21 protein-coding genes and 1 pseudogene are annotated in these 25,570 nt (G+C 71.0%); 14 read left to right on the top strand and 8 right to left on the bottom strand.

What is annotated here, in order from left to right; genetic code table 11:
• Positions 1 to 142 precede the first annotated feature (142 nt).
• The 4 genes and pseudogenes from ACIGJO_RS26575 to ACIGJO_RS26560 form a co-directional block, all read right to left on the bottom strand.
• Positions 143 to 766: an LAETG motif-containing sortase-dependent surface protein gene (locus ACIGJO_RS26575; RefSeq protein ID WP_399962156.1), complete on the bottom strand. Its 624-nt coding sequence runs from the start codon at positions 764 to 766 to the stop codon at positions 143 to 145.
• Positions 767 to 979: 213 nt separating this feature from the next.
• On the bottom strand, positions 980 to 1,468 hold the full coding sequence (locus ACIGJO_RS26570) for a GNAT family N-acetyltransferase (RefSeq protein WP_399962154.1): 489 nt from the start codon (positions 1,466 to 1,468) through the stop codon (positions 980 to 982).
• A gap of 456 nt (positions 1,469 to 1,924) precedes the next feature.
• Positions 1,925 to 2,744 (bottom strand): annotated as a pseudogene (locus ACIGJO_RS26565) (DUF6397 family protein); the annotation flags it as partial.
• Positions 2,745 to 2,855: 111 nt separating this feature from the next.
• A complete protein-coding gene (locus ACIGJO_RS26560; RefSeq protein WP_399962462.1) occupies positions 2,856 to 3,269 on the bottom strand; it encodes a roadblock/LC7 domain-containing protein in 414 nt (137 codons plus the stop codon).
• A gap of 137 nt (positions 3,270 to 3,406) precedes the next feature.
• Between ACIGJO_RS26560 and ACIGJO_RS26555 the strand changes: the two genes are divergently transcribed.
• From ACIGJO_RS26555 to ACIGJO_RS26535, 5 genes are all read left to right on the top strand, one after another.
• Positions 3,407 to 3,835, top strand: coding sequence for a PPOX class F420-dependent oxidoreductase (locus ACIGJO_RS26555; RefSeq protein ID WP_399962152.1), 429 nt, complete (start codon positions 3,407 to 3,409; stop codon positions 3,833 to 3,835).
• 320 nt (positions 3,836 to 4,155) lie between these two features.
• On the top strand, positions 4,156 to 4,521 hold the full coding sequence (locus ACIGJO_RS26550) for a metalloregulator ArsR/SmtB family transcription factor (RefSeq protein WP_329941487.1): 366 nt from the start codon (positions 4,156 to 4,158) through the stop codon (positions 4,519 to 4,521).
• Positions 4,505 to 7,288, top strand: a complete 2,784-nt coding sequence (gene mgtA, locus ACIGJO_RS26545; RefSeq protein ID WP_399962150.1) for a magnesium-translocating P-type ATPase — start codon at positions 4,505 to 4,507, stop codon at positions 7,286 to 7,288. The genes ACIGJO_RS26550 and mgtA overlap by 17 nt, the downstream gene beginning before the upstream one ends.
• An 86-nt stretch (positions 7,289 to 7,374) precedes the next feature.
• Complete coding sequence (tatA, locus tag ACIGJO_RS26540; RefSeq protein ID WP_266927042.1) at positions 7,375 to 7,539, top strand: Sec-independent protein translocase subunit TatA; 165 nt, start codon at positions 7,375 to 7,377, stop codon at positions 7,537 to 7,539.
• A gap of 143 nt (positions 7,540 to 7,682) precedes the next feature.
• A complete protein-coding gene (locus ACIGJO_RS26535) occupies positions 7,683 to 8,258 on the top strand; it encodes a TerD family protein (protein ID WP_399962147.1) in 576 nt (191 codons plus the stop codon).
• A 240-nt stretch (positions 8,259 to 8,498) separates the two neighbouring features.
• On the opposite strand, the gene ACIGJO_RS26530 is transcribed toward ACIGJO_RS26535, so the two are convergent.
• Entirely contained in the window at positions 8,499 to 9,434 is a 936-nt protein-coding gene (locus ACIGJO_RS26530; RefSeq protein ID WP_399962145.1) for an oxygenase MpaB family protein, read from the bottom strand.
• Between the two features lie 174 nt (positions 9,435 to 9,608).
• Between ACIGJO_RS26530 and ACIGJO_RS26525 the strand changes: the two genes are divergently transcribed.
• Entirely contained in the window at positions 9,609 to 10,589 is a 981-nt protein-coding gene (locus tag ACIGJO_RS26525; RefSeq protein ID WP_399962143.1) for a hypothetical protein, read from the top strand.
• A 125-nt stretch (positions 10,590 to 10,714) separates the two neighbouring features.
• On the opposite strand, the gene ACIGJO_RS26520 is transcribed toward ACIGJO_RS26525, so the two are convergent.
• Together ACIGJO_RS26520 and ACIGJO_RS26515 are read right to left on the bottom strand one after the other, a co-directional pair.
• Positions 10,715 to 10,897 carry a hypothetical protein gene (locus ACIGJO_RS26520; RefSeq protein WP_399962140.1) on the bottom strand — a complete coding sequence of 61 codons (183 nt, stop codon included), beginning with the start codon at positions 10,895 to 10,897 and terminating at the stop codon, positions 10,715 to 10,717.
• 85 nt (positions 10,898 to 10,982) lie between these two features.
• The gene (locus tag ACIGJO_RS26515; protein ID WP_399962460.1) at positions 10,983 to 12,029 is read right to left on the bottom strand and encodes an acyl-CoA desaturase; all 1,047 of its coding nucleotides are present in this window, start codon (positions 12,027 to 12,029) and stop codon (positions 10,983 to 10,985) included.
• Positions 12,030 to 12,480: 451 nt separating this feature from the next.
• Here ACIGJO_RS26515 and ACIGJO_RS26510 point away from each other — a divergent pair, with 451 nt between their 5' ends.
• The 8 genes from ACIGJO_RS26510 (at position 12,481) to ACIGJO_RS26475 (ending at position 24,441) form a co-directional block, all read left to right on the top strand.
• A complete protein-coding gene (locus ACIGJO_RS26510; RefSeq protein ID WP_399962138.1) occupies positions 12,481 to 15,399 on the top strand; it encodes a DEAD/DEAH box helicase in 2,919 nt (972 codons plus the stop codon).
• Complete coding sequence (locus ACIGJO_RS26505; RefSeq protein ID WP_399962136.1) at positions 15,396 to 16,847, top strand: SWF or SNF family helicase; 1,452 nt, start codon at positions 15,396 to 15,398, stop codon at positions 16,845 to 16,847. Before ACIGJO_RS26510 ends, ACIGJO_RS26505 begins: the two co-directional genes overlap by 4 nt.
• Positions 16,848 to 17,046: 199 nt before the next feature.
• Entirely contained in the window at positions 17,047 to 18,408 is a 1,362-nt protein-coding gene (locus ACIGJO_RS26500; RefSeq protein ID WP_399962134.1) for an esterase-like activity of phytase family protein, read from the top strand.
• Between the two features lie 355 nt (positions 18,409 to 18,763).
• On the top strand, positions 18,764 to 19,123 hold the full coding sequence (locus ACIGJO_RS26495) for a hypothetical protein (protein ID WP_399962131.1): 360 nt from the start codon (positions 18,764 to 18,766) through the stop codon (positions 19,121 to 19,123).
• Between the two features lie 487 nt (positions 19,124 to 19,610).
• On the top strand, positions 19,611 to 20,627 hold the full coding sequence (locus tag ACIGJO_RS26490; RefSeq protein WP_399962129.1) for an acetamidase/formamidase family protein: 1,017 nt from the start codon (positions 19,611 to 19,613) through the stop codon (positions 20,625 to 20,627).
• Between the two features lie 37 nt (positions 20,628 to 20,664).
• On the top strand, positions 20,665 to 21,246 hold the full coding sequence (locus ACIGJO_RS26485) for an N-acetylmuramoyl-L-alanine amidase (RefSeq protein WP_399962126.1): 582 nt from the start codon (positions 20,665 to 20,667) through the stop codon (positions 21,244 to 21,246).
• 135 nt (positions 21,247 to 21,381) lie between these two features.
• The gene (locus tag ACIGJO_RS26480) at positions 21,382 to 22,635 is read left to right on the top strand and encodes a GAF domain-containing protein (protein WP_399962124.1); all 1,254 of its coding nucleotides are present in this window, start codon (positions 21,382 to 21,384) and stop codon (positions 22,633 to 22,635) included.
• A gap of 282 nt (positions 22,636 to 22,917) precedes the next feature.
• Entirely contained in the window at positions 22,918 to 24,441 is a 1,524-nt protein-coding gene (locus ACIGJO_RS26475; protein ID WP_399962121.1) for an aldehyde dehydrogenase family protein, read from the top strand.
• A gap of 898 nt (positions 24,442 to 25,339) precedes the next feature.
• Here ACIGJO_RS26475 and ACIGJO_RS26470 read toward each other — a convergent pair.
• Positions 25,340 to 25,570 (bottom strand): IS3 family transposase (locus ACIGJO_RS26470; RefSeq protein WP_399962119.1); only part of this gene is annotated, 231 nt, incomplete at its 5' end.

Here is a 25,570-nt window from a genome sequence, read left to right as displayed (position 1 = left end):
CACCGGTACGACGGTGAGGGGCGTGCCGCACCACCGGAAGTGATGCGGCACGCCCCTCGGCGGCCGTCCTCACACGCTCATCAGCTCGGTCCCACAGAACACGGGGTGCGGCCCGTGGGCCCTGCGTGCCGGACGGGCAGCATCAGCTCTGGGCGGTACGGCGCTTGCGGACGGCCCACAGGATGCCGCCGCCGGCGAGCAGAACCGCGACGGCGGCGCCACCGATGACCGGCGTGGCGGACGACGAGCCGGTCTCGGCCAGGTCCGGCGAGCCGGGGCTCGGCGCGGGCACGGCGGGCGCGGACTCCGAGGGCTTCTCGCTCGGGGTGGAGCTCGGCTCGGGAGTCGACGTGACCGGGGGCTCCGTCGGCTTCGTCTCACTGGGTGTGGGCTTCGGCGTCTCGTCCTCGCACACCGGGGCCGTCTCGGTCAGGTCTCGCGAGAACTTACCGCCCTCGCCGCCGTCCTTGACGATCAGTCGGACGGTCACTTCCTTGTCGTGCGCAGGCAGCGTGAGCTTCTTGTGGAACTCCCGCCCGAACGTCTCCGTCGGGAGCAGGTCCTTGCCGTCCACCGTCACCGTCACCGTGTTGGCGACACTGCTCGTGTAGTTGGTGAGGTCGACGCTCACATCGGAACAGGTCACGACCCAGGTGGGGGTGTGAGCTGCGGCCGGACCTGCGGAGATGACTCCGCCGGTCAGACCGACGACCGCAGCGGCCACGAGTGCTCCCGCGCCACGCCACGATCTCCTGGGTATGGTCATGGATTCTTCCTCCAGATGAATCTCTCATCGCCCGAATGGCGGTGGGGCGCACAGTACTGCCATCGGCACCGGGCGACGCACACACCCCGCGTATCACGGGACAGCTCAACTGATCCCAAACCTCCGCTACTTGCCACAAGACGGACATGAACCTCGGCGGAACACCTGGCCGCGGTGGCGCGATGAGAGAATGGGCCGTGCACGCGAACGGTGTCAGAGCGCCTTGTGCATGATGTGCAGCCCGACGTACCCCTCGGTCGGATGATTGAAGCCCTTCGGCAGCGTCCCCAGCACCTCGAAGCCGAGCGACCGGTACAGCTTGACGGCATGTGTGTTCGTCTCGACCACCGCGTTGAACTGCATGGCCCGGAAGCCCGACGTACGGGCCCACTCCACGGAGTACTCGCACAGAGCCCGTCCCACGCCCCGCCCGGAGTGGGCGGGGTCGACCATGTACGTGCCGCTGGCGATGTGTGAACCGTTGCCCATATGGTTCCGGTTCATCTTCGCCGTACCCAGCACCGTCCCGGCGTCGTCGACCGCGACGACCGTACGGTTGGGCGCCGCGAGGAACCACCAGTCCTTCGCGTCGTCCTCGCCGAGCTGGAGCGGGTAGGTGAGCGTCTCGCCTGCGGCGACGATGGTGTGGAAGAAGGGCCAGATGGCGGGCCAGTCCTCAGCGGTTGCTTCCCTGATCAACATGCGGCTCAGCATGCCTGTGCGGGGCTGCCGTCCGCCAGCGCTTATCGGGCCCCCGCCGTCGCCACCCCAGCCGGGCGAGGAGCCCCCGTGCGGACGCGGGCATGCGCCGGAGGGAGGGCGGATGCGCGGCAACGGATACGGCGCGGGGGAGATCGCCGCCGGATGCACCGAAGGAGCCTGCGGACGGCTCTTCGGCCACGCCCTCGCACCGCCCCCGGAAGGAGCCTTCGGACGAGGCAGGACGCACGAAGCCCGGGGCGGGCCCGGGGCGGGAATCGGGCCCGGGGCGAGACGCACGGGCAGGAACGGGGCGGGATGCCGGCCCGGGTCGGGGGGCCGGCATGGACGGACCGGCATCCCGCGCGGGCCGCCACGGCAGAACCACCGCCCCCTCAGGGGTGGAATGCCTGCCCTGTCCGGGCGGCGGCCCGTCCGGCAAGGCCATGGGCGGAACCCGCTCCTCACCGGGGCGCGGCGCGGCCCGGTACTCGCGGGCCCGGTCCAGCTCCAGGTTGAGCCCGACCCGCCGCCACAGGATCTCGTCGGGATCGTCCGCCAGCATCAGCTCCCCCATGACCTCCCTGGCGGACACGGATCCCGGCCGGCCGAACACGGGCTCCGGCCGGACCCTGGCCAGGTAGGCCCGCTCGTAGGGATCGTCCACCACCTCGGCGAGCTGGACGGGATCCAACGCGGACGCCTGCACGGCGGCCCTCGCCCATGCGTCCGCCGTGCGGTCGAGCAGCCTGTCGATCCGCTGCGACCGCCAGTTCCGGGCGCGCCAGTCGGCTCCGGCTTCCAGCATCGTCCGCATGCCCGCAGGGCTCGTACCGGCGAGCAGCGCGGGCTCGCGGGTGGCGAACGCGGCCAGTTCGTCGGCGAGGTAGAGCCAGACCACCGCCCGGTAGCGGTTGAGATAGAACGTGACGGGGGCGAAGCAACCCGCCCGTGCGAGCCTGGTGAACCGGGCCGGGCTGATGGCGAGCAGCGCCGCCCCTTCCGCGGTGCCCACCGTGCGTACGCGCTCCCCGAGGGCGTCGGGGAATCCCGGCTGTGCCCGCAGCCGCTCGATCTCGTCCTTGCCGACCCGTGGGCGCCCGCCGCCCGGTGCGGTGGTCATGGCGATCAGCCCCAGATGCACCGCGAGCTCGAACTCCCCGCGTTTCACGCCCAGTTCCTGTGCGGCCCGGCCCGCGGCGACCGTGACCGCCGGGTCATTGCCCTCCTGCCCGCGCGCTTCCTCTTCGTACGCGCGGGTGACGTCCGTAACGGTCATGCCCAGTCCTCCCCCGTGAGGTTCGAATACTCTCCGTAATCACGGTAGCCCGGAGGAGGCTGCTGCCGCGAGGCCTGTGGACAACTCCCGAGGCCCGGAGAAAAATGCAGGTCAGGGGCGGTCGTTATCGGTGTCGCCGCCCTGACGGACCGCGACACCGAGGTGTTCGCCGACCCGGTTCACGAGCAACGTCATCTCGTAGGCGACCTGGCCGACATCCGCCTCGGCCGCGGTGAGCACGCACAGACAGCTGCCGTCGCCCGCGGCCGTCACGAAGAGCAGCGCCTCGTCGAACTCGACCATCGTCTGCCGGGCCCGGCCGGCCCTGAAGTGCCGTCCCGATCCGCGGGCCAGGCTGTGCAGGCCGGAGGAGACCGCCGCCAGATGCTCCGCGTCCTCGCGCGCCAGTCCGGTGCTCGCCCCGGTCACCAGACCGTCGTTCGACAGCACCAGTGCGTGCCGTATGTGTTCCACCCTGCTGGTGAGATCGTCAAGGAGCCAGTCAAGTCCCCGGTCCAGCGCCATGTGCTCGTCCTCCCCGCTCATACGTTCCCCGTTCCCCGCTCGCGCGTAAGCCTTGCGTACGGCTCCCGTACGGGCAAGCGCCCCCTTCCCCGGGGCGTCGCTTCGCGCCACGCGAAACTTCGTCCGAGGATGGGGCCATGGCACACCACATGACCGATGAAGAGCGGCGGGCCTTCCTCTCCGAGGGCACCCGTACCGCCAAGGTGTCGACCGTCCGGGCCGACGGCAGTCCGCACATCGCCCCCGTCTGGTTCCTGCTCGACGGCGACGACCTGGTGTTCAACACCGGCAAGGAGACCGTGAAGGGCCGCAATCTCGCGCGTGATGCCCGTGTGGCCGTGTGCGTCGACGACGACCGGCCTCCCTTCGCCTTCGCCGTGCTTCATGGGCGCGCCGGACTGAGTGAGGACCCTGATCAGCTCAGGCGCTGGGCGACGCGCATCGCGGCCCGGTACGTGGGCGAGGATGCGGCCGAGGAATTCGGGAGGCGCAATGGCGTACCCGGTGAGCTGATCGTGCGTGTCCATGTGGACAAGGTGCTCGCCATGGCCGCGGTGGCGGACTGAGTGCGCCCGCCGGGCCCGCGAGCCGCAGCTCACCAAGGCCCGCTCCCCGGGATGCCGGCATGGCCCGCTTGGACAGTGATGGCCGTAGTCGACTTCAGAGTGATTGTTTTTGGGCCATGATCGCCCTACCGCGATCGAATGATGAGCGTCCATCGCCCACATTCGGTCCTCTTTCGATTCGGAAGGGGACCGGATCGTCCAATGAGCGAGCAGGCCGCGCCCTCTACACTGGCCGTTTCGGGTGACTGGCCCCTGTCGGTGCAGGGAACGCGTGCGGCGATGGATACGCGCGGGCGGCCCCGTGGACGGAGAGGTCAAGCGTGTCGACAGGTTCCGGCGGCGGTTTCGATGATCCGCCCGCGGAAGTACTGGCCGAGGCGGCTGCCGCGTTCGGGCTCCTGGCGTCGCCCGCCCGGCTGCACATCGTGTGGGCGCTGTCCCAGGGCGAGAGCGATGTGACCGGGCTCGCCGAGCGGGTGGGCGGCACGCTGCCCTCGGTGAGCCAGCATCTGACGAAGCTGAAATTGGCCGGACTCGTACGCTCGCGCCGCGAGGGGCGGCGTCAGGTCTACCTGGTCGACGATCCGGGTGTCGTGAGCGTGGTACTGCTGATGGTCGGCCAGCTGGCGGAAGAGGCGGGGCACCCGGCAGCGCGCCCCGTCCGCCTGCGTGAGCTCGGTGCCTGACACCACCTCAGCCGCCGGATCGGGACGCGAGGACCTGGACGAGGCCCCGGCCAGGGTGATTCCCCTGATGGCGGCCCACCACCGCGGTGCGGGCTCCGCCGTCGGCGGCCGCGGTTCCGCGACGGACGAGCCCGCCGACATCACGGATGACGGCGCCGGCGCTGCCGGAACCGGGCTCACCCCGCTCCAGGTGCTGCGCTCGCTGGACAGCGGACCGCGCGGGCTGCTGGAGACCCGGGCCGAGGAGCGCCTGGCGCGGCTCGGTGAGAACGTCCTTCCCGCCTGGCGTCCGATGTCCTGGCCCCGGCGCTTCCTGGGCAGCCTCCGCGACCCGTTCACCTCGGTGCTGCTCTGCCTGGGGCTGGTGTCCGCTCTCGTGACAGCGTGGGGAACGGCCTGCGTCATCCTGGTCCTCGTCCTGGTCAGCTGCTTGCTGCGCTCGGGCGAGGAACACCGCGCCGATCGCTCGACGGCCGCGCTGAGAGAGCTGGTCGCGACCACGGCGACCGTGTTGCGCCGTACGTCGGCCGATGCCTCACCCCGTGCCCGTGAGGTTCCGGTGGCCGACCTGGTGCCGGGCGATGTGATCCGGCTCGGTCCGGGAGACCTCGTGCCCGCCGATGTGCGGCTGTTGCGCGCGAGCGGCCTCACCGTGCATCAGTCCGCGCTCACCGGGGAGTCCGCGCCGGTGCCGAAGCACCCCGTCGAGTCTCCGGAACCACCCGGGTCCTCCTCCGGCCCGTTCACCCAGCCGCACCTCTGTTTCCAGGGCAGCAGTGTGACCTCCGGCAGCGGTACGGCGGTGGTGACCGCGACCGGCGGGGACACCCTCTTCGCCGCCGCTCACGACGGTCGCGCCCGCCGCCGGGGCACCAGCGCCTTCGACCGGTCGGTACAGGGGATCTCCTGGACCCTGATCCGCTTCATGCTGCTGACACCGCCCCTGGTCCTCATGGCCAACGCGGCGCTGCGCGGCCGGGGCCTGGAGACCCTGCCGTTCGCCGTCGCCGTGGCCGTGGGCCTGACCCCCGAGATGCTGCCCGTCATCGTCACAACGGCGCTGGCCCGGGGCGCCACCCGGCTCGCCCGCACGAGCGGCGTCATCGTGAAGCGACTGCCCGCGCTGCACGATCTCGGAGCGGTCGATGTCCTGTGTCTGGACAAGACAGGCACCCTGACCGAGGACCGGCCGGTCGTCGAGGGTTCGGTGGACGGGACCGGGCGGCCGGATCCGGAGGCATTGCGCTGGGCCGCGGTCGGCGCGCTGTGGACTCTGGAGCTCGCCGAACTGCCGGCTCCCGACGCACTGGACGAGGCGGTTCTCGACGCGGCGCAGGACGACGAGGAGTGCGGGGGCGCGGGCTCGCCGCTGTCCGTGTACGACGGAGTGGCGGCGTTGCCGTTCGATCCGGTACGTCGGCTCGCCACCGCCGTGGTCCGGCGGCCCGGCCGCCCCGGCATCCACACACTGGTCACGAAAGGCGCGGTCGAGGCCGTGCTCGACCGCTGCGTGCTGGTGGAACAGGAACGGGAGCGGCTGCTCGCCCTCGCCGCCCGGGAGGCGGAGCGCGGGCTACGCCTGCTCGCCGTGGCGCGGGCCGACCGTCCGGCACGGACCGGCGCCTACGCCCCGGCCGACGAGCGGGGGCTGACGTTCCTCGGCCTGGTCACCCTCCGGGACCTCCCGGCTCCCAGCGCCGCCGACGCACTCGGTGTCCTGGCGGCGCGCGGCGTGGCCGTGAAGGTCCTCACCGGTGACCATCCCGGTACGGCGTCCCGCATCTGCCACGATCTGGGTCTGCGGCCGGGCGACGTCGTGACGGCCGACCGGATCGATGTGCTGCCTGACGAGGAGCTGGCGCGGCTGGCGGGCAGTACCACTGTGTTCGCCCGGTGCACGCCGGAGCACAAGGCCCGCATCGTTGCGGCCCTGCGCACGGGCGGGCACACCACCGGATTCCTCGGTGACGGCGTCAACGACCTCCCCGCTCTGCACGCCGCTGACGTCGGCATCTGCCCCCGCAACGCGGTGGACGTGACGCGGGAGGCGGCGGACGTCGTCCTGGCCGAGAAGGACCTCACGGCGATCGACCGGGCCGTGGTCGCGGGCCGCCGCAGCAGCAGCAACATCGCCACCTATCTGCGCGTCACGCTCTCGTCGAACCTCGGCAACGTCATCGCCATGCTGACCGCGGGGCTGCTGCTGCCGTTCCTCCCCATGCTCCCGGCACAGGTGCTGGTGCAGAATCTCTGCTTCGACGCGGCGCAGCTGGCGTTCGCGTTCGACCGGCCCGCGGCATCGGTCCTGCGCCGGCCCACCGTGCTGCGTCCCCGTGACTTCCTGCGCTTCATCACGGGCTTCGGGCTGCTCAACGCCGCCGCCGACCTCGCGACGTTCGGCGTGCTCGCGCTGGCCCTGCGCGACCCGGCGGCACCGGGCGACGAGGCCGCGTTCCACGCCGGGTGGTTCACCGAGAACCTGCTCACCCAGGCCCTGGTGATGGTGCTGCTGCGCACCGGGCGCACCGCCGCCGAGCGCCGTGCCGGCGGACCGTTGCGTGCGGCGGCGGCAGGTCTGGCCTGCGTCGGTGTGCTGCTGCCCCTGACCGCTGCGGGCCCGCTGCTGGGCATGTCCGCCCTCCCGCCGCTCTACTACGTGCTGCTCGGCACGGTGCTCGGGCTGTACGCGGCCGGGCTGACGGCGGCGCGCAGGCATGCCGACCACCGCCGTGAAGGCAGCACGGTCTCCGGCGGCCGGCCGGGGTGAGGAGCGGCCGGCCCACCCCTCCACCACGGTTGTACAGTTGCGCAATACGGCAACTGTTGCCGGACGGAGAGAAGGGCGGGACCAGAATGTTGCGCAACGGCCTGGAGCCCTGGCACCTGCTGATCGTGGCCATCGTGCTCATCGTGCTTTTCGGATCGAAGAAACTCCCGGACACGGCCCGCGCCCTGGGGAAGTCGATGCGCATCCTCAAGAGCGAGACCAAGGCCATGAAGGAGGAGGAGTCCCGGTGAACCCCGGGCACCCCTCTCCCAGCGCTTTCACTTCATGACTTGCGCAATCAGGGAACCATGAGGACCGCGCCGCACGTTCGCATGAACGACGGCTGTACGGCACGGCCAAGCCGTGCGGAACGACGTAACACTGGAGGAATTTCATGGGTGTGACCCTGGCGAAGGGCGGCAACGTCTCCCTGTCGAAGGAGGCGCCCGGCCTGACCGCCGTGACCGTCGGCCTGGGCTGGGACGTACGGACCACCACCGGCGCCGATCACGACCTCGACGCCAGCGCCCTGCTCTGCTCCGAGGCCGGGAAGGTCCTCTCCGACGCGCACTTCGTCTTCTACAACAACCTCAACAGCCCGGACGGTTCGGTCCGTCACACCGGAGACAACCTGACGGGCGAGGGCGAGGGCGACGACGAGTCCATCGATGTCGACCTGGCGGGGGTACCGGCCGAGGTCGCGAAGATCGTGTTCCCGGTGTCGATCCATGACGCCCAGAGCCGCGGCCAGAGCTTCGGCCAGGTCCGTAACGCGTTCATCCGCGTGGTGAACCGGGCGAACAACGTCGAGCTGGCCCGCTACGACCTCAGCGAGGACGCGTCGACCGAGACCGCGATGGTGTTCGGCGAGCTGTACCGGCACGGCACCGAGTGGAAGTTCCGCGCCGTGGGCCAGGGTTACGCCTCGGGGCTCGCAGGGATCGCCTCCGACTACGGCGTCAACGTCTGACGAGGTTCACCCGCACCGTCCGTCCGCTCCGGAGCCCTGGCACCAGGAGCGGGAATCCGGGACCTGGGACCCGGGACCCGGACCCGTGGATCGCCGCGCGGAGGATCCGCCCCCCGGGCAACCGCGCCGGGGAGTACGCGACATCCTTCGGGGGTACGGGCCGGCCGGCCCGTACCCCCGCGCCGCTTCTCCCCGTTCCGTCGGGGCGTCCCCACGCTCGTACGGACGGCCGGCGAGTCCCTACTGCACCGGCTCCGGCCCGCCGGGGCTCCGCTCTCCCCGATTCTGCGGTGTCCGGCCGTGCGGGACCGGACATCCACGGACGCCCGGCGTGGGAAACGTGCCGAGCCCGGCGACCTCGTACCCGTCCCGGTACCCCTTGACCTCGGGGTTCTGGCGCGCGTAGTGCGGTGCCCTCCGCGGCGGCAGTAGCCGTACCGCACGGGCGCGCAGCCGCAGCGCGCCGTTGGTCAGCCGGCGGGCGGCAGGGCTCGGCCGCTCGTACCGGAACGCCCGCAGCAGCGAGTCGTCCAGGAGCGCGAGGACGGCTCCGCGTACGACGGGCGCCAGTACGGCCGGATACCAGGAGCCCACGAGCGCCAGCGTGGCATCGGCGACCCTGCGGCCCCCCTCGTCCCAGCCGAAGTGCTCGTGCTCGTACGCGTCGAGGGTGCGCTCGAAGTCCTCGTACGTGCTGGGCACGTCCTTGATCCCCAGGTGGGTGCCGAGCGTGCGGTAGTACGCCACGAAGGCACGGATCTCGTGGCCGGACAGCCTGCGCCAGCCATGGCTGTCGATCCAGCGCTTCGGGGTGACGACGAATGTGCACAGGACGTAGCGCATGTCGTCGTCGCTGATGTCGTAGCTGCGGTGCATCCGGTTGATCCGGCGGATGGCGGTGCGGCCCTGTCCGGTGTCGAAGCCGTGCTCCACGACCGTGTCCAGGAGCAGGACGGTGTCGTCGTACCGCTTCTGCGGACGGTCCGTCAGTTCGGCGGTCTCCGCGAGTAGCCGGCCGATGCTGGGGACGGCATACGTGCGGTAGAGGGCCAGTTCGAGTGCTCTGGTGATGTCCCAGGGGAACTCGTAGCAAGCGGTGAGGCGGTAGATCTCCAGGAAGTCCCGTTCCGGGTCGAGTCGCTGAATCTCCTTCAGCCGGTCGTACCTCTTCACCACGCTGTCCCCTCGTTCGGCCGGAGGTCCAACCCTACGCAGCGCTTGCGGCGGCGGCGCAGGTGTCCGCCCGCCCCTCCGCCGGCGCAGGGGTGTGGGCAGCGGCCTTCCTCCGTACTTGTCAGGGCCTCGACGACAGGGTTACCGAGTAGTTAAGGTGCGCCGACAGATCAAGCCATGAGGGACGAGGAGGACGCTGTGGCCGGGACGGACGACATGGCCGCCGATGACGACGCGCTGCTTGTGCTGACCGCAGTGCTGCTCACCCCCGCGCAGTTCCCGAGCGTGCTCGGTGACGACTATGTCGCCGCGTGCCGGGCTCTCGCCCTCGAACCGTACGAGGAGGGCTACGGTCTGGTGCTCGGCCAGGACGGCACGGGCGCCCGCTGGACCGTGGTCGTCGAGGACGTCTCCCTGGTCGCGGTCGCCATCTCCGCCTGGGACTGCGGAATGGAGTACGACCTCTCCCCCGACGACCGCTCCGTGGTGTGCGCGCTGCCCGGCTGGCCGCTCGCCGTGGCCGTCGCCGCTCCCGGTGTTCCGGCCCCGCACGACCCGCTGCCGCACCCGGCGGCGGACGGGGGCGGCCCCGCGCCGCTGACACCGCCCGACACCGAGGCCTGGGGGCCGGCGCAGCGGCGGCTGGGGGCGGACGAGATCGCCGCGCAGTGGGCGCAGTGGCGCGAACGGATCGACGACGCGGCGTTCGCCCGGCCCGGCGAGGGACAGACCGGGCAGTCGCGGGGTGGCGGAAAGCGGACCGGCGAGGCCGGACCCTCCGCATCGCGTACGGGGACGTCAGCGTCGGCCGGGCACCGGGAAGCCGATGCCGGGGGCCCCGGCACAGCCGACGGCCCCGGAACAGAAGGGGCGGGCCACCGTTCCCTCCAGCACCCCGGTGTGCGCCGGGTGCTGGAGGAGGCGCGCGCTTATCTCCGGACTCCGCCGCCGCCCGGCCGGATACGGTCCGCGTTCGCCACCGCCGACGCCCGCACCCTGCGTGCCGACGGGCCGGGATGGTCGTTGGTGGCGAGGACCGACGACATCGCGTTCATCCTGCTGGACGAGACGCCCGGGGAGGTCCTGCCCGTGGGCCGTGGCCCCGAGTTGCCCGGTCTGCTGAAGGCCCTGGACGAACTGGCCGTACGCCCGTCCTGACACCCCGGCGCCCCAGGGCCCGTCCTGACCACGGCACGCCTCCGGTTCGGCCGCCGCGCCACGGCCGACGGGCGACGCTCCACGGGCGGGCGTCGCCGTCGCACGGCCGGTCCGGCGCCCGGCGGTCAGCGGCCGATCTGCTTGCGGCCGGCTCTGCGCAGCCTGCGCCGCTGGGACGGGTCAAGCATCAGATAGCCCACCACAGGCACTCCGATCAGCACCAGCAGCGCCCACCAGAACCCGATGAGGGGCCACAGGACGGCTGCCGCGACAACTCCCCCGATGGCGATCTTCGCACCGTTCGACATGGTCCACGCCTCCTTCGCGGCCGAAGCCGCTCCCTGCTGTGTGAACGCCTGTACGCCCTGATCGGTTCCACATCGCGGCCCATGTCTACCGCAGTGGTTCGCCGACCTCGTGCATGTGGGTCAGCGCCTGCCGGTAGGACTCGATGAGTCCGGTCTCCGCGTACGGCATGCCGATGTCCTCGCAATGGGCCTTGACCAGCGGCTGGGCCAGTCGCAGGTGGGGACGCGGCATGCTCGGGAAGAGGTGGTGCTCGATCTGGTAGTTGAGGCCGCCGAGGAACCAGTCGGTGAGGAACGCACCGCGCACGTTGCGCGAGGTCAGGACCTGCCGCTGCAGGTGGCCCCAGCGGTCTCCGTCCGGGTCGGGCATCTCCATGCCCTTGTGGTTCGGCGCGAAGGCCATGCCGAGGTGGAGTCCGAACAGCGCGTGGTGCACCAGGGCGAAGACGACGGCCTTGCCGAGGGACATCGTGCTCAGGAGCAGCGTGGCGTACAGCGCGAGGTGCGCGATCAGCAGCAGGCCGGAGAGGGACCGCTCCTTGACGGGCTGGTTCCGCAGGAACTGGAAGCCGGAGATCTTCAGGGCGATGCCTTCGAGGAGGAGCATCGGGAAGAAGAGCCGGGCCTGGTTACGGGTGAGCCAGCGGGCGAATCCCTCGCGCTGGGCCGCCTGCTTCTGGGTCCAGACGAGGGCGCCGACGCCGACGTCGGGGTCCTTGTCGATGTGGTTGGGGTTGGCGTGATGACGGACGTGCTTGTCGTTCCACCACGCCTCGTTCATGCCGAGGAGCAGGTTGGCGTGGAAGAGCCCGATGATCCGGCTCTTCCCGCGGTCACCGGTGATCTGGGCGTGTCCCGCGTCGTGCCCGTAGAAGGCGGTACGGCTCCACAGGATCGCCAGCGGCAGTGTGAGGAGCAGCGTCCACCAGGTGTTGCCCAGGAGGACGAGACCGGTGATCACCCCTCCCAGGGCGATCAGATTGGCCGCGATGCCCGCGCTGTACCAGCCGGTCCGGCGGTCCAGGAGTCCTTGTTCCTTGACGGCCCGCAGGAGCGGGGCGAAATCGCTTCCGGAACCGGCCTGTCCGGAGCCCGGCGTTCCCGCGACCGGCCCTTCCGGACTCCCGCTCACCTCGCCTGGAAGGCCGGTGACGCTCACGTCACTGGCGACGCTCGTGGCACTTGCATCGCTTACGGCGCTCGTGACACTCACATCACATATGGAGCTCGCAGCGCTCGCGGAGGTCGCGTCACTTCCCGTGCTTCCGGAACTCTCCGATCCGTCGCGGGTGTGCTCCGCAACGGTGGCTATCGCCTGGGGCATGACGTCTCCGGTCTCTGGGCATGTGCGCTGACCTCATGAAACGTACGGATTGGGGACCCGCGGCAGCCATGGCGCCACCACCCCGGACATCCGGGGGGCTGCCCCCGTGTCCCAAGGTGGTGCTGGCTGCACCACAGACTTCCGGAAGGCAGGAAAGTGAGACCTGGATCACGGCACGGAGTTGCCGCAGTGGACTCCTGGTGGAGTACCCTCGGCGACCCCGGACCCACTAGTCAAATTTGAGGAATCTGACATCGCTGTGCACAGGCACCCTGCGGAAACGCTTTCCGAGATCTCTGAACTGTCCCGCTGCTCCGCAGTCTTCCTCCCCGCGGATCCGGCCCGTACCGGCCTGATCGCGTTCTGGAACCCGGACGGTAGCACCCCGCCCGGCTCTCCCGGGTTTTCGCGGGAGCTGACCGTGGTCGGAGCCGACGCGCGGCCCTTCTCCGTCACCGCGCTGCACCTGCCCGTCCGGGATGCTCTCGCGGTACTCACCCGGGCCCGGGTGAGTGCGCACGCCTCCCCTTCGGCCGTCTTCTGGGGCGCCGCCGGAATCCTCGCGCTTCAACTCGCCGCCCGTGGGCTGCTGCTGCCGGGGCTCAGCGCCATGGACCACGACGCGTGGCGGACCGGGCCGCTCGCGGCGGACGATCTCGAACGGATCCGGGCCCTGGCGGCGTCCATGCCTCCCACCGCCCATGCGGTGCCCCTCGGTGCCGGCTCCGACACCACCGCGGGCGGACCCGTTCTGCTGCCCGAGCCGGAGCGGCTGCTGCGCGCGTTCCTGGACGCGGTGGCCGACGCGCTGCCCCGGACACCCGCCGCCCCCCTCGCCGCGGCAGGACCTGCCTTCGCGGCCGACGAGCCGCAGCGTGTCCCCGCTCTGCGCGGCTGGGCGGCCGATGTGGCGGCCGGACACGACGCGGGCGTCCGGCTCTCCCTGCGGATCGAGGTGTCGGGGCTTGCCGTGCCGGACACCGCGACGGACTCCTCAGGTGCCGGGCCGTCCTTCCGTGCCGTACTGCAGATCCATAGCGTCAGCGACCCCACGCTGGTCGCCGACGCAGCCGAGGTGTGGGCGGGCAGCACACCGGCGGCCGCCGCCTTCGGCCCGCGCGCCCGGATGGACGCCCTGCTCGCCCTGCGCCGCGCCGCGCGCGCCTGGCCGCCGCTGGCTCCCCTGCTGTCGGCGGCGGTGCCGGACTCCGTCGAGCCCGCCGACGAGGAGATCTCCGAACTCCTGGGGCCCGCCGCACGGGCACTCGCCGCGACGGGGGTCCAGGTGCACTGGCCGAGGGAACTGGCCAGGAAGCTCACCGCGCGTGCGGTGATCGGCCCGTCCGGCCAGGAGCATGGCCAGGACGGGCCCGAGGACGGCAGTCCTGCCCCCGCCCGCACCGGGTCCGACACCCCCTCGTTCCTGTCCGCCGACGCGCTGCTCGCCTTCAACTGGTGGTTCGCTCTGGGCGACCAGGAGCTGAGCCGGGCGGAACTGGACCGGCTCGCGGAGTCCAGCAGGCCGGTCGTGCGGCTGCGCGACCAGTGGGTGCTCATCGACCCCGAGGAGGCCCGGCGGGCCCGGGAGTCCCAGGACCGCAAGGTCACCCCCATCGACGCGCTGGGTGCCGTGCTCACCGGTTCCACCGAGGTGAACGGACGCCGGGTCGAGGTCGCCGCGACGGGCTGGCTGAAGGGACTGCGGGACCGGCTCGCCGATCCGGAGTCGGGCGGACAGCAGACGATCGGTCAGCCGGCCGCGCTCGCCGCCACCTTGCGCGACTACCAGTTGCGCGGGCTGAACTGGCTGAACACCATGACCTCGCTCGGCCTCGGCGGGTGTCTCGCCGACGACATGGGGCTCGGCAAGACCATCACCCTGATCGCGCTCCATCTGCACCGGCAGAGCGATCCGGCGGCCGCCGGGCCGACCCTGGTGGTGTGCCCCACGTCCCTGATGGGCAACTGGCAGCGGGAGATCGAGAGGTTCGCTCCCGGCACCCCGGTACGGCGCTTCCACGGTGCGGCACGCTCGCTGGACGGGCTCGGGGACGGCGAGTTCGTCCTCACGACGTACGGCACGATGCGGCTGGACACCTCCCGGCTGGCCGGGGCCGACTGGGGAATGGTGGTCGCCGACGAGGCACAGCACGTCAAGAATCCGCATTCGGCGACGGCGAAGCAGTTGCGGGCGATCGGCGCGCGGGCCCGCGTCGCGCTCACCGGCACCCCGGTGGAGAACAACCTCTCCGAGCTGTGGGCGATCCTCGACTGGACCACGCCGGGGCTGCTCGGCCGCCTCGGTACCTTCCGCAGCCGGTACGCGGCGGCGGTCGAGGGCGGCAACGATCCCGCGGCCGCCGACCGCCTCGCCGCGCTGGTGCGCCCGTTCCTGCTGCGGCGCCGCAAGTCCGACCCGGGCATCGCGCCCGAACTGCCGCCCAAGACGGAGACCGACCGCGCGGTGTCGCTGACGGCGGAACAGACCGGACTGTACGAGGCGGTGGTGCGCGAGACCCTGGCGGAGATCTCCGGGTCAGACGGATTCGCCCGGCGTGGGCTCGTCATGAAACTGCTGACGTCGCTCAAACAGATCTGCAACCACCCGGCGCAGTACCTCAAGGAGGAGCGGCCGCGGATCGCGGACCGTTCGGGGAAGGTGGAGCTGCTGGACGAACTGCTCGACACGATCCTGGCCGAGGACGCGAGCGTGCTGGTGTTCACCCAGTACGTCCAGATGGCCCGGATCCTGGAGGAGCATCTGGCGGCACGCGGGGTGCCCACCCAGTTCCTGCACGGCGGCACGCCCGTCGCGCGGCGGGAGGAGATGGTGGGCCGGTTCCAGACGGGCGAGGCACCGGTCTTCCTGCTCTCCCTGAAGGCGGCCGGCACGGGGCTCAATCTCACCCGGGCCGAACATGTGGTCCACTTCGACCGCTGGTGGAACCCTGCCGTCGAGGCACAGGCGACGGACCGCGCCTACCGGATCGGCCAGACCAGGCCGGTCCAGGTGCACCGGCTCATCGCCGAAGGCACCATCGAGGACCGGATCGCCGAGATGCTGGCCCGCAAACAGGGACTCGCGGACGCGGTGCTGGGCTCGGGCGAGGCGGCCCTGACCGAACTGACCGATGCCGAACTGGCCGATCTGGTCCAGCTGCGAGGGGGCGCACGATGAGACACGCCTACGGGGATGACGCGTACGAGAACGACGCCTACGACGACGACCGGAGCAGCGCGCTGAACGGGGAACTGGGCGACGAGCCGGACCACGGCCAGGGCTACGGTGAGGCCTACGGGCACGGCCACGAGGCCGGATACGGGCAGGGCGCTGACGAACACGGCGGTCCCGAGCGTACGTTCGCGGCTCTGCCGCCGGCACAGGGACGCGGATTCGCGTCGTCCTGGTGGGGCCAGGCATGGCTGAAGGCCCTGGAGGACACGGCACTCGAGGCTGAGCAGCTCAAGAAGGGGCGGCGGCTGGCCAGGGAGGGCAAGGTCGGTGCGGTCTCCGTACGGCCGGGCCGCATCACGGCCATGGTCCAGGACCGGGACGCGACACCGTACCGCAGCGATGTGCTGCTCCAACAGCTGAGCAAGGAGGAGTGGGACCGCTTCCTGGACATGGCGGTCGACCGGGCCGGGCACATCGCGGCGCTGCTCGACCGGGAGATGCCCCCGCATCTGGTGGAGGACGCGGCGGCGGCCGGGGTGGATCTGCTGCCGGGCATCGGCGACCTGGAGCCGGAGTGCGGCTGCGAGGCGTGGGACCACTGCCCGCACTCGGGTGCCCTGTGCTACCAGGTGGCGCGGCTGCTGGACCAGGATCCGTTCGTGCTGCTGCTGATGCGGGGGCGCGACGAGCGGCGGCTGCTGGACGAGCTCCAGGTGCGCAGTGCCGCACGCGCGGTCCGGGACGTCCGCGGCGAGCCGTCGGACACCGCGGACCGGGGTGGCACCGGAGCACGCGCTGGTGTGCCTGCCGAGGAGGCCTATGCGGCCGGCGGGATGGTCCCGCCGCTCCCGGAGCCCCCGCCGGTCCCCGCGGAACCCGGTCTTCCGCCTTCCCTGGACACGGAGACCGACCCGGCGCCGGGTCTCGATCCGGCGGCTCTGGAGCTCCTGGCGACGGACAGCGCCGCACGAGCCCACCGGATGCTGCTGGACGCCCTGGCACCAGGGCACGAACATCAGCCACTGCCCGCCGAGTTGACGCCGGAGCAGGACGCGGTACGGCTGGCCGCCGAGGCCGCGCCGGAGTCATGGATCACCACCCGGCTCGCGACGGGCTCCCGCCGCCGGCGGGCGGAGCTGGACGCCGCCGTGCGGGCCTGGCGGTACGGCGGGAGCGCCGCGCTGGCGGTGCTGGAGGAGGAGTGGGACCCGGACCCGGAGTCCCTGGCACGGGCGCAGGCGCAGCTCGCCGGGGCCTGGGAGGAGGGCGAACGGCCACAGCTGCGGGCCGGGCGGGCCCGCTGGACGGTGGCGGGCGCCGACGTCCAGCTCCGGTACGGGCGGGACGGACGCTGGTGGCCGTACCGCAAGGACCGGGGTCGCTGGATTCCGGCCGGTCCGGCGGACGACGACCCGGCGGGGGCCCTGGCCGCCTCCCTGGCCGACGCCTGACGCGGGGGCACACTCCTCGGTGCACCGCCCCGCCGCCCCCGGCTGACGTACACGGGTCCGGCGGACTTACACGGGTCCGGCGGCACACGGGGCCGGGTTCGTCATGTGGTGCCCCCACGTTCAACTCGATGTCACCGGGAGTTGCGCGTGGGGGCAGAACCTGACGTCGCCGAAGAATCCTTGTGCCCCTGGAGGCCCCATGTCCGCGCGTGTTGTCCGTCGTACCCTTGCCGTCGGGCTGCCGCTCGCTCTGCTGTCCACTCTCGGTGTCGCCGCCACCGCGGCCGCCGGTCCGCAGGAGCGCCACGGACACCACGAGCGTCCCGACCGGACCGCGCGGATCACCGGAAGCGCCGTGCTGGGCGACATCCCGCTCGCCGGCTTCAGCAACGGTCTGCTGCCCGGCACGGTCCGGGACGACCGCGGTGTGCAGCTCGGCGGCATCGGCAGCGATATCTACCCGGCCGGCCGCAAGGGCGAGTTCTGGACGGTGACGGACCGCGGGCCCAACGGCCAGATCAAGGTCGACGGCAAGAAGCGCCGTACGTTCCCCGTGCCGGGGTTCGATCCGGCGATCGTGAAGATCCGGGTCGCCGGCAAGCGGGTCGAAGTCCTGAGCGCCATCCCGCTCACGACCCGGTCCGGCGCTCCGGTCACCGGGCTGCCGAACCAGCAGAGCCGCGACGAGGCCCCCTACACCTACGACGCGACGACGCCGCTGACGTACAACCCGAACGGCCTCGACACCGAGGGCATCGTCCGTGCGGCGGACGACTCGTTCTGGCTGGTGGACGAGTACGGCCCCTCGCTCGTCCATGTCTCCTCGCGCGGCCGTGTGCTGGCCCGCTACGTACCCGAGGGCCTGCGGCTGAAGGGCGCCGACTACCCGGTGGTCGAGGCGCTTCCCGGAGTGCTGCTGCACCGCAAGATCAACCGGGGTTTCGAGGGACTGGCCCTGCTGCCAGGCGGCGATCTGGTGATGGCGGTGCAGAGTCCGCTCGCGCTGCCCGACGGGGACGCGGGCGAGGCCTCGCGCAATGTCCGGCTGCTGCGTTTCTCGACGAAGAAGCACGCGGTGACCGCCGAATACGCCTACCGGTTCGACCCGGTCGAGGTCGTCGACCCGGGCGAGGACGACACCTCCGAGCTGAAGGTCTCCTCGGTCGTCGCCCTGGACCGGGACACACTGCTGGTCGAGGAGCGCACCGACAAGGCGGCCCGGCTGCACCGGGTGACGCTCCCCCGCGGCTCCGGCATCCTGGGTTCGCCCTGGGACGACCCGAAGACCTCGCCCTCGTACGAGGAACTGACGGACCCCGCGGCGGCCGGGGTCCGGGTGCTGCGCAAGCGCCTGGTCATCGACCTCGGTACGGTCCCGGGCATCCCCGGCAAGATCGAAGGTGTGGCGGTCACGGGCCGGAGCACTCTCGCGCTCATCAACGACAACGACTTCGGGATGACGGACGGCACCGAGGCCTTCGACGCGAACGGACGGCTGGTCGACAGCGGCATCGAGACATCGGTGACCTCCCTCAAGCTGCCGCGCCCGCTCAACGGCTGAACGACCGGACCACTGATACAGCGATCCGGCCGGTGCGGGCGCACGGCCGGATCGCTCACATCGCGCGGCTGTCGCCGGGCCCGGCGCAGGTTCTCCATGTCCACCGCCCACCTCGCGCGCACCCTGAACATCACCACGGCCCACGTCATCCGCCTGCTGTCCCAACACCCCGTCGGCCGGGGCCCCGCCCCGGTTCCGCCGCACTGTGGATCACCGGCGCCGCTGTCACCCCTGACGCGCGCCTGTGGTGGTGGGGCGCCGCGGCCCTCATCGAGCTCACCGGCACATGGCTCGCCCACCCCCTCATAGAGTGGCGATCGGAGATCACATTCTCGTTCGATCCAGGGGAAACGTCGTGAGCAAGAACGCGGTGGAGCCGACCGAGGCGGAGGCCGAGAGCACTAACGACGCCGGGCTACAGCAGATCCCGATCACGATCCCGGCCCGGGAGTTGCCCGCGGCCGACGCACGGGACCGGATTCTGGCCGCCATCGCTACCGAGGCCGAACACGTCAATGCCCTCCACCCCGGGGAAGGAGCCGCGGCCCTGGGCGAACTCGCCCGCGCCTACGCACTGATCACCGGTGCCGGAGATCCGCGCCCCGCTGTCGCCGTCTCCCCGCCGGGGGCGCCCGCGCTGCTTGCCAGGAACGGTGTCCCCACCGTGCCGGGCGGAGCGACCGGCACTCTGCCGTTCGTCCTCACCGACAACTGAGCCCGGCCCCTCCCTCACGGTCCCCTCCCCGAATCGGCCCCGGCCGAGCCCTCGAAGAGCTCCATGGCTTCGCGCACATGACCATGCTCCTGAGACAGGAGCCTGGCCATCAACGTGAGACAGCCTGGATGCAGGCAGGTCACAGCCTCGCGTTGGGAAGCGGGCGTTGACATGCCGCACCCAGCTCTCGGATGACGTGCGCCTGCCGAGGGTGGTGCCCGGCGATCGCCGTGCTGCCGCCCGCCCCCTCCTGCCCACGCGTGCCGCCTTCCGGCCCCTCCGCGGCGGCCGTACGGTAGGCCTCGCCGGACGCTCGCCCGTACAACGGACAACGCATTACGGGCATCGGACATGACGAGTCCTGGGGTGTCGGCCCACGAGGGGTCACGTCGCGTAGCGCTCGGCGCATCCGTCCGGGACCGAACCCAAGCCCACGCCTGCGCACGAGCCCGAGCCCGAGTCAGCCCGAGACAGGAGCGGCACAGCGATGAGTGACCCCAGGATTCTGACTGTACGACCGCGCGAGGGCGAGTACGCCTGGACGTTCGGCGGCGCCGCTCCGGTGGCACGGATCGAACCGGGCTCCTTCCTCGACCTGTACACCGAGGACTGCTTCGCGGGACGGGTGCGTTCCGAGAGGGACCTGGTGTCGCAGGTGTGCGAGTTCCCGTTCCTCAATCCGCAGACGGGACCCTTCCACGTGGTGGGGGCCGAGCCGGGCGACACCGTGGCGGTGCACTTCGTGTCGATCGAACCGGCCAGGGACTGGGCCGCCTCGACGACCGTGCCACTGTTCGGGGCGCTGACCTCCACACACACCACGGCCTCGCTCCAGGCCCCGCTGCCCGAGGTGGTGTGGATGTGGCAGTTGGACCGGGCCCGGCGGACCTGCCTGTTCAGCGCCAGGGACAGCGACATCCAGGTGGAGCTGCCGATGGACCCCATGCACGGCACGGTAGGTGTCGCCCCGGCCAACCTGGAGGTCCGGTCCGCCCTGGTTCCGGACGCGCACGGCGGCAATATGGACACCCCGGAGATGCGCGCCGGGGTGACCTGCTATCTGGGCGTCAATGTCGAGGGCGCGCTGCTCAGTCTGGGCGACGGCCACGCCCGCCAGGGCGAGGGGGAGACCTGTGGTGTCGCCGTGGAATGCGCGATGAACACCGTGGTACTGGTCGAACTGCTGAAGGGTGTCGCCACCCCGTGGCCGCGGATCGAGTCCGACACGCATCTGATGTCCACCGGTTCCGCCCGTCCGCTCGAAGACGCCTTCCGGATCTCCCAGCTGGACCTCGTACGGTGGCTGGCCCGCGACTACGGGCTTTCCGAACTGGACGCGTACCAACTGGTCAGCCAGGCGGGTGAGGCGCCGCTGGCCAACGTCTGCGACACCAACTACACCTGCGTGGCCAAGATCCGCAAGGAATGGCTGCCCGCCGGGGAACCGAACCGCGGTCTCCATCGTCATCTCCGGGAGACAGCCTCGGTGTTGCCACGATCCTGATCCTGTGTCACCGTCCCGTCCTCTCCCAGGAGTGCCGATGCACCGCAGAAGGATTCTTCAGGGCGCCGCCGTCACCGCCGCGGCGGCTTTGCTGCCCGCCTCCGTCCGGGCGGTCGCCGCCTCGACCGCCGAGACGGACTACCCGGCCGCGAACTGGGCCCCCGCCTCCACGTCCAACTACACGGCCTCGAAACGCCCTTCGGCGTATCCGGTCGACTTCGTCGTCATCCATGTCACGCAGGAAACGTTCAACGAGACGATCGGCATCTTCCAGAACCCGGCCAAGCAGGTCTCCGCCCACTATGTGGTGCGTTCGGGCGACGGGTACGTGGCCCAGTGCGTACGGGAGTGGGACATCGGCTGGCACGCGGGGAACTGGGACTACAACACCCGCAGCGTCGGCATCGAGCACGAGGGCTGGGTCGACCAGCCCGCCTACTTCACCGACGCGATGTACGAGCGGTCGGCGAAACTCACCGCGGACATCTGCGACCGCCACGGCATCCCGAAGGACCGGGCCCACATCATCGGCCACCACCAGGTCCCGGGCAGCGACCACACGGATCCCGGCGTCCACTGGGACTGGGTCCGCTACATCCGCCTCGTGAATCTCTCCTGACCCACCTGCCCCGGAGTCTCCCGCCGCCTCGGCCCGCCTGTCCGGCGGACCGGGGCATTCACTCTCCGCGCCGAGGTTGTCACAGCGACGGGCCGGGGTGACGATGGGCGCGAAACCCATGGACGGGAGGGTGAGTTGACGGACCCCTGGGTGGCCCTGGCACCCGACGCGGACCCCGGCGAACGGCCCGGCGCGCTGCACCGCGCGCACGAGGTGTTCGCCTCGGCGGGACGGCTGGAGCGGCCGGTACGTTCCGTGGTGGCGGAATCATGGCGCCGCTCGGCGCGGGCCCGGGTCAGCCCGGACGGGGCGGCCCTGATGGAACTCGGCGCCGAGGAACTGAACCCCTATCGCGAGGCCCACCCGCTGGCCCGTGCCATGCCGGTGATCCGCGAGCTGATGAGCGCGTACGCCACGGACGGGGAGCACCTCCTCGCGGTCTGCGACTCGCACGGCAGGCTGCTGTGGGTCGAGGGACACGCGGCGACCCGACGGCGCGCCGGGATGATGGACTTCGCTGAGGGCGCGCGGTGGGCGGAGTCCGTGGCGGGGACGAACGCGCCGGGGACCGCCATCGCGCTCGACCGGCCGGTCCAGGTGTTCGGCGCCGAGCACTTCCTGCGGCCCGTGCAGCAGTGGACGTGCGCCGCGGCCCCGCTGCACGACCCGAGGACCGGGCGCGTGCTGGGCGCCGTGGACATCACGGGCGGGGACCGGCTGGCGCACCCGCACAGCCTGGCGTTCGTCCAGGCCGTGGCGCGTGCGGCCGAGTCACAGCTGGCGCTTCTGGCGCCGCCGCCGGCCGGCGAGTCCGTGCGGCTCGCGGCGCTGGGACGGGACGAGGCCGTGCTCGTCGCCCAAGGCCGGAGGATCCGTCTCAGCAGGCGTCACAGCGAGATCCTGGTGGCGCTGGCCCGCCGTCCCGAAGGCGTCGGGGGCGACGAACTGCTGGTCGAGCTGTACGAGGACGAGTCGGTGACCCCGGTGACCCTGCGGGCCGAACTCTCCAGGCTGCGACGGCTGTTGGGGCCCGACCTGCTGCGCTCCCGGCCGTACCGGCTCGCCGCCCCGGTGGACGCCGATTTCGACACGGTGGCGCGTCTGCTGGGTTCCGGGGCGGTGGCGGCGGCGCTGGGCGCGTACGCGGGTCCGCTGCTGCCAAATTCGCAGTCCCCCGCCGTGGTCCGGCTGCGCCGGCGGCTCGCCGACCAGTTGCGTGCGGCGCTGATCGCCCGGGGCGATCCGGGGCTCCTCGCCGACTGGGCGTACAGCCCGTGGGGCGAGGAGGACCTGCCGGTGTGGCGGGCCCTCGCCGGTGCGGTGCCGGCCGAGCGGCGGGCCCCGCTGCTGGCCCGGGTGCGCGGTCTCGACACGGAGCAGGGCGGGTGATGGGCGAGACGGTCTCCCCCGGGCACGGGGCCCGCCGCCAACGGGCGTGAGGTGCCCGTCCCTCGTCGGCGTGAGGTGCCTCCGCCTCCGGCCGCCGTGAGGTGCCCGTCCCCGGTGGCCGAGGAGTGCTCCCCGTCCCCGGTGGGCGAGGGGTGCCCGTCGTTCGCGCGAGCCGGATCGCTCGCGGGAGCGGGATGCAACGACCTTGCAACGTCGTGCTCCCTAGCCTCGCGCCGAGGGCCGTCCAACGGCGGGCGGCACCGGATCCGGGAGGCCACAGAGATGACCCGTTACGCTGCGCCGGGCACCGAGGGCGCCATCGTCTCGTACGAGTCGCGCTACGACCACTGGATCGGCGGCGCGTACGTCCCGCCGACCCGGGGCCAGTACTTCGAGAACCCGAGCCCCGTCAACGGCCGCCCGTTCACCGAGATCGCGCGCGGTACCGCTGAGGACGTCGAGCTGGCCCTGGACGCGGCGCACGCCGCGGCACCCGGCTGGGGGGCGACCTCCGCGGGCGACCGCGCCCTGGTCCTGAACCGGATCGCCGACCGGATGGAGGCCCATCTGGAGGAGCTCGCGGTCGCCGAGAGCTGGGAGAACGGCAAGCCGGTACGCGAGACGCTGGCCGCCGACATCCCGCTGGCCATCGATCACTTCCGGTACTTCGCGGGTGCGCTGCGCGCCCAGGAGGGCTCGCTCGGCGAACTCGACGACGACACCGTCGCGTACCACTTCCACGAGCCGCTGGGCGTGGTCGCGCAGATCATTCCGTGGAACTTCCCCATCCTGATGGCCACCTGGAAGCTCGCCCCGGCGCTCGCCGCCGGCAACGCGGTCGTGCTCAAGCCGGCCGAACAGACCCCGGCATCCATCCACTTCTGGCTCACACTGGTGGCCGACCTGCTCCCGCCGGGCGTCGTCAACATCGTCAACGGCTTCGGGGCGGAGGCCGGCAAGCCCCTCGCGTCGAGCCCCCGTGTCGCGAAGATCGCGTTCACCGGCGAGACCACGACGGGGCGGCTGATCATGCAGTACGCCTCCGAGAACATCAAGCCGGTGACTCTGGAACTGGGCGGCAAGTCACCGAACATCTTCTTCGACGATGTGTCCTCGTCGAACGACGACTTCCTGGACAAGGCCCTGGAAGGGTTCACCATGTTCGCCCTCAACCAGGGTGAGGTGTGCACCTGTCCGTCACGTGCGCTGATCCAGCGCGGGCACTACAACGAGTTCCTGGAAGCCGGCATCGCCCGGACCGAACAGATCGTGCCGGGGCACCCTCTGGACACCGACACCATGATCGGCGCCCAGGCCTCCAACGACCAGTTGCAGAAGATCCTGTCGTACCTGGACATCGGGCAGCAGGAGGGCGCGAAGATCCTGACCGGTGGTCAGCGTATCGAGCACGGCGGTGAGCTGGAGGGCGGCTACTACGTCCAGCCGACGGTGTTCGAGGGTGACAACCGGATGCGGGTGTTCCAGGAGGAGATCTTCGGCCCGGTCGTCGCGGTGACGTCCTTCACCGACTTCGACGACGCGATCGCCACGGCCAATGACACGCTCTACGGCCTCGGCGCGGGTGTGTGGACCCGTGACGTCAACACCGCCTACCGGGCGGGCCGCGCCATCAAGGCGGGCCGGGTCTGGACGAATTGCTACCACGCGTATCCGGCACATGCCGCGTTCGGCGGATACAAGCAGTCGGGCATCGGCAGGGAGAACCACAAGATGATGCTGGAGCACTATCAGCAGACGAAGAACCTCCTCGTGTCGTACTCGCCGAAGAAACTGGGCTTCTTCTAGACACAGAAGAAGGGTGCCTGAGCAGGTGTTTTACCTGCCAGGCGCCCTTCACGTCACGCATCCAGACCATGGAGCGAGATGTGAGGTAATTCCCAATATCTCCCGCACCTGTCCCACTTCTGACCAGCTGTTCCGGGGCATTTCCGGGCCAAGGCCGGGGCTCATGTGTCCCGTGCGGTGCCGTCCGGCCCTTCCCATCGCCGCATCGACTCCTCTATCAAGGTGTTGGCATGATTCCGCGCCTCGGCCAGGAATTTGGCGTAGTAGCGAAAGAGCACCTGGATGCTCTGCCCGGCCCGGCCCGGCGCGCGCACCCCGCAGGGTCGACACCCGAGGCAAGCCAGAACGAGACTCCTGCGTGTCGCAGGTCGTAGGGACGTTTCACCAGCTCAAGGGCGTGCTCGTCGAGGGTGAGCACCGCCTCACGTGCCCGTCCCCACGTGATGCCGTACGCCGAAGCGTCAAGGTAGTTGCCGGCGGGATCGGCACCGGCCGCGTCGCCTTGGCTGCACGCCGTTTCAGCGAGTGGACCTCGTGGACGGCGCCATCATCGGTCCACTCCTTCCCCGCAGTCACGACCCCGCCCTTGAGATTGAGGAGTCCCCACCCACTCGTCGGCAGCGGCACTGAGACTTCTGCAAGTGGATGACCTCACCAGGGCGCATGGCTGCGTAGTACATGCAGCCGAAGAAGGCATACAAGTGCGGGCCGCGACCGGGCAGTGCCTTGACCGCGGCAAGCAGACGGTCCACCTGCGCCGGGTTGGGCACGCAGTCCGGATCGACCTCGTCGGCGACTTCCGGTGCAGACCATCACAGACCGCCCAACGGGTTCTGGCTGAAATACCCCCGCTCCACAGCAACGCCGAACACCTCGTTCACCGCGGCCTTCTTACGCTTCACGGTCTTTGCGGCAGCAGTTGTCCCATCGACCTTGCGGCACAATGAGGTTCCCCCGTCACTCGGGAGTCGCTGATCAGCTGATCAGCGACGGGTTGGCGGGCGTTCAGGTTCGCTTGTTTGGCTGTCGCCTGCTCGGCGTAGTGCCTTTCCTCGAACTCGATCGGGCTGAGGAAGCCGAGCCGTTCCTGGATGCGGCGGGAGTTGTAGAAGCCGTCGATGTACTCGAA

The organism is Streptomyces sp. NPDC079020 (genome assembly GCF_044542225.1).
In the GTDB taxonomy this organism is placed as follows: Bacteria; Actinomycetota; Actinomycetes; order Streptomycetales; family Streptomycetaceae; genus Streptomyces.
The sequence above is the reverse complement of the archived record's forward strand: the minus strand, read 5'-3'. Positions and strand labels throughout refer to the sequence as shown.